This window comes from Streptomyces sp. URMC 126 (assembly GCF_051386555.1).
Classification (GTDB): domain Bacteria; phylum Actinomycetota; class Actinomycetes; order Streptomycetales; family Streptomycetaceae; genus Streptomyces.
This window is the reverse complement of the sequence record NZ_JBPQTX010001390.1, coordinates 1-233: the sequence shown is the minus strand read 5'-3', so window position 1 is coordinate 233 and position 233 is coordinate 1. Positions and strand designations below refer to the sequence as shown.

1 pseudogene is annotated in these 233 nt (G+C 79.4%); it reads right to left on the bottom strand.

Features of this window, described 5'->3' with window-relative positions:
• A pseudogene (locus ACSNOK_RS36395) lies at positions 1-233 on the bottom strand (ATP-binding protein); the annotation flags it as partial.

Below are 233 nucleotides of genomic sequence, written 5' to 3'. Positions count from 1 at the left end.
CTTCCGGCCCCGGGCCCGTCAGGCGCGCGGCAGTGGTTCGGCCGGGCCGCAGGGCCCGGCGAGGCGGGCGCCGGCACCGGCAGGGTGATCCGCGCGGCCCGGCCGGTACCGCCGCTCCGGGCCGGTGAGCGTTCGCCCGCGAGGAGCGCCCCCATGGCATGGGCGGGGGAGAGCTGCGGCGCGTGGTCGCGCACGGAGATCGTCAACCGGTCGAGGAGCAGCGCGATCTCCAC